This is a genomic window from Streptomyces cahuitamycinicus (genome assembly GCF_002891435.1).
Lineage (GTDB): Bacteria > Actinomycetota > Actinomycetes > Streptomycetales > Streptomycetaceae > Streptomyces > Streptomyces cahuitamycinicus.
This window is the reverse complement of the sequence record NZ_POUC01000458.1, coordinates 1-6,021: the sequence shown is the minus strand read 5'-3', so window position 1 is coordinate 6,021 and position 6,021 is coordinate 1. Positions and strand designations below refer to the sequence as shown.

Genomic DNA, 6,021 nt, shown 5'->3' with positions numbered 1-6,021 from the left:
CCCGCGCACGATGCGAGGGAGGCCCGCCGCCCGGCGGCCCCACGTCTGCGAGGCCCGCCACCTGGCGGCCTCCCACGGTCTGTGCTCTCGGGAGGACCTGCCATGACCGCCAGTCTGGAGCAGTTGCGCCGCTGCCACTTCGCCGTCGACCTGGGGGCGGCTCGCACCCGCGTCTACGTCAAGGGCACCGGGCTCGTCGTCGACCAGCCGTCCGCCGCCGCCGTCAACACCCGCACCGGCGCGCTGATCGCGGTCGGTGAGCTCGCCGAGAAGATGACGGGCCGCACTCCGCACTTCATCCGGGTGGTCCGGCCGGTCTCCGGCGGCACCGTCGTCGACATCGAGATGGCGCAACGCATGCTGCGGCACCTGCTCGGTGACAAGATGCGCCGTGCTCTGCGCCGCAAGCCGATCCTGCGTGCCGCGGCCTGCACCCCGCACGACGCCGACCCGCTGGCGCAGCGCGCCGCTATCGAGACGCTGGTCGGTCTCGGGGCCCGCAAGGTGGAGCTGGTCGACACGCTGATCGCCGCCGCCGTCGGCTGCGGACTGCCCGTGGAGCAGCCCGAGGCCACGATGATCATGGTGTGCGGGGCGGCGGCCACGCAGGTGGCCGTGCTGTCCCTCGGCTCGATCGTCACCGCCGAGCGCATGCCGGTGGGCGGCGAGGCCGTCGACCACGCGATCGTGCAGCACCTGCGCCACCAGCACGAGCTGATGCTGCCGAGCCAGTCGGTGCGGCCCCTGCAGCTGGCCCTGTCGGGCAACGGCCTCACCGCGCAGGGCCCGGCCTCCACGGAGATCCACGGCCGGGACGTCGCCACGGGCCTGGCCCGTACCGTCCAGGTCGACACCGCGGCCGTCCGGGACGCCATCCAGACGCCGCTCACCGCGATCCTCGACGGCATCGGCAAGGTGCTGCGGGCCTGCCCGCCCGACCTGGTGGCCGACCTGGCCGACCGGGGGATCATGATGGTCGGCGGCAGTGCCCTGCTGCCGGGCCTGGACCAGATGCTGCGGCAGGCGACCGGCATGCCGGTGCACATCGCCGAGCGTCCGGACGTGTGCGCCGTGCAGGGTCTCGGCGCGATGCTGGAGGGCAGGATCGCGCCGCTCGCGCTGAACCCGCTGGGTACCTGAGCGCCGGCCGCCGGGTCAGCGGGCGAACCAGCAGCGCACGGTCGTCCCGCTGTCGCTCCGGTGCAGCCGCACCAGGTCGGCGATCAGATTGACCAGCAGGACCCCGCGCCCGCCGCGCTGGTCGCGGGGCACGGGCCGGCGTCCGGCCAGGACGTCCCCGAGGTGCCCGTCGTCGCGGACCTCGCACACCACGTACCCGTTTTCGGCCCACACCCGCAGCACGCCCGAACCACCGCCGTGCACCACGCTGTTGGTGGTCAGCTCGGCCGTGGCGAGGGCCAGGTCGTCCAGCTTCACACCGACGAGGCCGAGCCGCGCGCCCTCTCCGACGGCCACGTGCCGGGCGTGCGGCAGGGAGTCGGAGTCGAAGGCGAACGTCAGTGCCTCCTGCACGGGCGGCAGCGGCACGTTGTAGCGGGTGACGACGTCCTCGGGGGCGTACGCGTCGCTGTCGCGCGCCGCCCGGGAGCCGGGGTGGATGACGGTGGGGTGGGTGGCGTAGGCGTCGGCGACGACGTGCTCGGGCAGCCGCGCGACGTCGTACGGGCACAGGATCGTCGCCGTACGCCCCCGGAAGGCGGCGTTGATGAGCGCCTCGTGCTGGGCGCAGGCGGGGTACTCGGCATCGGAGCGGCCGGCCCAGACGGGCTCGCCGATGATGCGCACCCGCCGGCCGGCCGGCTGGGCGTCGGCGAAGGCGCGCAGCACGCCGGGGATGATCCGCCCGGGGTTGCGGCCGGCCTCGCGCATGTCCAGGAGCCGCACGGCGGCGGCGTCATCGCCCAGCGCGTCCCGGATCAGGACGAGGTTCTTGCCGGGCACGGCGACGGCCACCGGTTCCCCGGCCTCCAGCCCCTCGCGTACGAAGGGCAGGGTGCCGTCGAGGTAGTCCTGCTCGTCCCGGTAGAAGAACGCGGGGTGGACGAAGGGATCGAGGGGCCCGAAGGGCTCGGTGACCGCGGTGGTCATGATGCCGACACCTCGATTCCCCTCTGGCCGGGCCACAGCAGGTCCAGCGTGCGCCGCAGGGCGGGCGGGGGCCGGTTCACCACGAACCGCCGACCGTCGCTGAGCTGTCCGGCGGCGGCCGCGAGCGCGCCGGCGCCCGCGACGTCGACGAACGTCACGCCGGACAGTTCGAGGTAGTACACGTCCTCATCCTCACGGACAGCCTGTTCCAGTACGCCTTCCCAGATCGCACGTGTCGTCAGGCCGACCTCACCGGCCGCCCGGACGCCCTGCCGCCCGGCCAGCGGGAACACCGCCAGGCCCGGCACAGGGTCGCGAGGGCCGTTCGCCGACAGCTGCTGCCGAGTGTTCAAGCCTTCTCCCCACGCTTCTGGACCACAGCGCTCTTACCCGTCCGGGAGGGGCTCATTCCCCCGGAACGTGTGTAGTACGCCGTACGGCGGGCAGGCGCACCCTCACACCGACGTCCACGGGGGCGAGTGACGTTGTGCAGTCCGACGAGACGAACACGACCGACGAGGACCGACAAGGCGGTGACATGACCTCAGCGGCATCACCACATCTCACAGGAGGGCTGGACACCCTGGTCATCCCTGGCCGCGTCGACGCGGACCGCGCCGAGCTCACCCCCCGGGGTGAGCTCGTCCACGGCTGCGCGGACATCCTGGCGAGAACCCTGGCCGGCCTGCCGGCCACTGTCGTCCGGGTCGACCTGGACATGAGGGGCGTGCACTTCATGGACACGGCCGGTCTGCAGTTCCTGGACGTGCTGGCGGAGCACGGCCGACGGCGGTCGCTGACGATGACGGCGACGAACTGGAACGGCCAGCCGCGCCGGATCCTGGAGCTGGCGGGCCTGAACACGACCGACCCGCTGGCCGGCCCGGACGCCACGAGCCCGGACTCGGCGGGCCCGGTCTCCGAGGTGTCGCCGGCCGCCCCGGCCTCCTCGGCGGTCGCCCTGGAACGCGCGGAATGCCTGCACGACCTGCGGGAGGAGGTCGAGCAGCTCCGCCAGGCCATCGCCTCCCGCCCCGTGATCGACCAGGCCCGGGGCATCCTCATGGCCACCCACGGCTGCACCTCCGACGAGGCGTGGCACATCCTGCGGGAGACGTCCCAGCTGTCGAACACGAAGCTCCGGGATGTCGCTGCGGCGGTGACGGCGAGCGCTGAAGCGGACGGCCCGCCGCCGTCGGCCGAGCTGCGCACGGCGTTGAAGCGGGCTGTCGCGAGGCGCCGCCGGCGCTGAAGCGGCCTGTCGCCGGGCGATCGCCGGAGCTGAGGAGCAGGGGCCGGGGTGCCGTGCGCAGGGCGGTGCTCCCCGTCTCAGCGGGGTACCCGGCAGCCGACAGCCGCGCGAGGAGGTGCACGATGAGTGACCACACCCCGTCCCAGGCCGAAGGCGACCGCGACGACGAGCAGGACACGACCCCGCGTCCCACCCCGTCCCAGGCGGAGGGCGACCGTGACGACACGAGCCCCCGGGACGAAGGCGACGGCGACCGGACGGAGACCACCGGCACGGAGGAAGCCACATAGAGGCGTCGCGTCGGGGAACACGTAACTCCCCTACTACTCAAGGGAGTTGCCCGTGATCGTCGCCGTTGTCATCGCCGGATGCGTCCTCCTGGCCGTGCTCGCCTTCCTCGTCCCGCGCCTCTCGCGCCACCCCGAGCGCGGCACCCAGCGCTCGCTCGGCGCCGGCGCCCGGGCCGGCGGCAAGGCACCCGGAGTCCTGGGCAGGCTCTTCAGCAAGCCCTTCCACTCGAGTTCCCGTGCGGTGAGCCGCAGCGGCTCGGCCGGCCGCCGCACCCGTGGCCGCATGCCCTTCTGACCCACCGCACCGTCGCGCCGCCCGGCATGCTGGTCCGGTACGCACGGCAGGCAGAAGGAGACCTTCTCGATGGGCACCGCAGTGCACGTCCCGCAGACGCGGGACATGATCGGGGAGGAACTCTCCGGGGACGAGGCGTTCACAGCGCTGCGGCGCTACGGAGGCCGCCGGCTGTTCCTCGACGCGTTCACCCGGTTCCGCTACGCCGACGGTTTCAGCAGCTCCCGCTCCCTCGCCTTCCAGGTGGTTTTGGGCATGGTGCCGTTCACCATCGCCCTGGTCGGCGTGGCCACCACCGTGCACACGGAGAGCGTGGGGCGGATCATCGAACTCACCCTCGGCCGGATCGTGCCCGGCGCCAGCGCGGACCTGGTCGAGGAGGCCCTGGACGGCACAGCGCGCAGCGCCGGTTCGGGCGTCTGGGGCGCCGTCGCCATGTGGCTGGGCCTGGCCTTCGCCGTACTCAACCTGGCCTCGGCGATGGCCCAGATCGAGCGCGGCGCCAACCGCATCTACGGCATCGAGCGCGACCGGCCCTTCCTGGCCAAGTACGGCCGCTCGCTGCTCCTCGCCATGGCCGCGGGCATGCCGATGGTCCTGGGGTTCCTCGTGCTGGTGGCCGGTGACGCCGTGGGCAGCGCGGTGGTGCAGTCCCTCGGCTGGTCCCGCACCTGGCTCGACTGGTGGGGCGCCCTCGACGTACCACTGGGCGTGGTGCTGGCCTGGGTGGCCTCGTCGGCGATCTTCCGCTGGGCGCCCCGCCGGGACCAGCCGGGCTACACCTGGCTGGCGTTCGGCTCGGCACTCCATCTGGTGCTGTGGATCACGGCGACCTGGCTGCTGGCGCTCTATGTCGCCGAGAGCGGCTCCTTCGGCGCCGTCTACGGCCCGCTGACCGCGTTCGTCGCCCTGCTGCTGTGGGCCAATCTGACCGGCGTCGCCCTGTTCCTCGGCATCGCCTTCGCCGCTCAGCTCGAAGCGGCCCGGGCCGGCATCACCGAGGCCGTGCGCCCCGACCCGGGACCGGGGCCGTGACGCGCTTCCCTGACGCGTACCGGGCCCCTGTGATCACCCCGCTGAACCAGGACGTATCGTCCTGGGTGTGACCGATGTGCCCCCCGCGACCACAGCACCGGCGGACCGAGAAGCGGCCCACGGGACCCCCGGGCCGGCCGGACGCCCGGTGAACGGCGACGACCCGGTCCTGCGGGCGGCCTACCGACTGTGCCGGCGCCGGACGAAGGACCAGGACCCGGCGGAGTACGCGCTGATCCAGCTGGTCCCCGCGGCCCTGCGCCCGGCGCTCCACGCCCTGTGGGCCGCCGCCAACGCCCTCGACGACCTCGGAGACGACCGCACCGCGCCCGCGGCCGAGCGGGCCGCCCGGGTCGAGGCCTGGATCACGGCCCTGCACCGCGAACTGCCCACCGGCTCCAGCCCGGACCCGGTCCGCCACGCCCTGGTGGACACCGCGAACCGCTGGCGCCTGGACCTGTCCGAGCTGCGGGACGCCATGGCGCAGGTCCAGGACGACACCCGCGGCAGGCGCTTCGCCGACTGGGCGGAGTGGCGCGCCTGGGGCCGGGACAACCTCCTGCCCTGGTTCGGCCAGGTCCGCACGGTCTTCGACCGGGCCGGCGTCCCCGTGGCGCTGCGCCTGGACACCCGGGAGGCCTACGAGGAGTTCCTCGACGGCGTCCGGCTCACCGACATCCTCACCGACCTGGCCGCCGACCTCGCCCAGGGCGACCTCCTGCTGCCCGCCGAGGCCCTCGACCTCCACCCCGGGTCGGCGGCCGATCTGGCGCAGCGCCGCTGGAGCCCCGCCGTCGCCGCCCTGGTCAAGCATCTGACCGGCCTGGCCCGTCAGTGGGTGACCCAGGAGTCCCTCACCCGCGGTATGCACCCGGGCCCCGCGACGGTCCTGGACACCATGGCCGCCCTGCTGCACGCGCAGCTCGACGCCGTCGACGCGGCCGGCCCGGCGCTCCTGCGCTCCCCGCCCCGGCCGGCGCTGGGCACCCGGGTTCGCATCCTCGCCCCCGCCCGGGCCCGCGCGGCCCTGGCCTGGAGCC

At 73.8% G+C, this 6,021-nt stretch carries 8 protein-coding genes; 6 read left to right on the top strand and 2 right to left on the bottom strand.

What is annotated here, in order from left to right:
- Window positions 1-102: 102 nt before the first annotated feature.
- On the top strand, window positions 103-1,140 hold the full coding sequence (locus tag C1J00_RS36595; protein ID WP_102913237.1) for a rod shape-determining protein: 1,038 nt from the start codon (window positions 103-105) through the stop codon (window positions 1,138-1,140).
- A 15-nt stretch (window positions 1,141-1,155) separates the two neighbouring features.
- Here the strand turns inward: C1J00_RS36595 and C1J00_RS36590 are convergent, their stop codons facing one another.
- Window positions 1,156-2,109, bottom strand: a complete 954-nt coding sequence (locus C1J00_RS36590; protein WP_102913236.1) for an anti-sigma factor RsbA family regulatory protein — start codon at window positions 2,107-2,109, stop codon at window positions 1,156-1,158.
- Complete coding sequence (locus tag C1J00_RS36585; protein WP_102913235.1) at window positions 2,106-2,462, bottom strand: STAS domain-containing protein; 357 nt, start codon at window positions 2,460-2,462, stop codon at window positions 2,106-2,108. Before C1J00_RS36585 ends, C1J00_RS36590 begins: the two co-directional genes overlap by 4 nt.
- 185 nt (window positions 2,463-2,647) lie before the next feature.
- On the opposite strand from C1J00_RS36585, the gene C1J00_RS36580 reads away from it, so the two are divergent.
- The 5 genes from C1J00_RS36580 to C1J00_RS36565 form a co-directional block, all read left to right on the top strand.
- A complete protein-coding gene (locus C1J00_RS36580) occupies window positions 2,648-3,361 on the top strand; it encodes an ANTAR domain-containing protein (protein WP_102913238.1) in 714 nt (237 codons plus the stop codon).
- Between the two features lie 122 nt (window positions 3,362-3,483).
- Window positions 3,484-3,651 carry a hypothetical protein gene (locus C1J00_RS45665; protein ID WP_180989829.1) on the top strand — a complete coding sequence of 56 codons (168 nt, stop codon included), beginning with the start codon at window positions 3,484-3,486 and terminating at the stop codon, window positions 3,649-3,651.
- 52 nt (window positions 3,652-3,703) lie between these two features.
- A complete protein-coding gene (locus C1J00_RS36575) occupies window positions 3,704-3,946 on the top strand; it encodes a DUF6411 family protein (RefSeq protein ID WP_031131162.1) in 243 nt (80 codons plus the stop codon).
- Window positions 3,947-4,015: 69 nt separating this feature from the next.
- Window positions 4,016-4,981, top strand: coding sequence for a YihY/virulence factor BrkB family protein (locus C1J00_RS36570; RefSeq protein ID WP_102913234.1), 966 nt, complete (start codon window positions 4,016-4,018; stop codon window positions 4,979-4,981).
- 67 nt (window positions 4,982-5,048) lie between these two features.
- On the top strand, window positions 5,049-6,021 hold a 973-nt coding region (locus C1J00_RS36565), incomplete at its 3' end, for a squalene/phytoene synthase family protein (protein ID WP_245936642.1).

What these genes read in the sequence shown, in the direction of transcription:
- C1J00_RS36595 (WP_102913237.1), top strand. Translation starts at nt 103, where the DNA reads ATGACCGCCAGTCTGGAGCAGTTGCGCCGCTGCCACTTCGCCGTCGAC.
- C1J00_RS36590 (WP_102913236.1), bottom strand. Translation starts at nt 2,109, where the DNA reads ATGACCACCGCGGTCACCGAGCCCTTCGGGCCCCTCGATCCCTTCGTC.
- C1J00_RS36580 (WP_102913238.1), top strand. Translation starts at nt 2,648, where the DNA reads ATGACCTCAGCGGCATCACCACATCTCACAGGAGGGCTGGACACCCTG.
- C1J00_RS45665 (WP_180989829.1), top strand. Translation starts at nt 3,484, where the DNA reads ATGAGTGACCACACCCCGTCCCAGGCCGAAGGCGACCGCGACGACGAG.
- C1J00_RS36570 (WP_102913234.1), top strand. Translation starts at nt 4,016, where the DNA reads ATGGGCACCGCAGTGCACGTCCCGCAGACGCGGGACATGATCGGGGAG.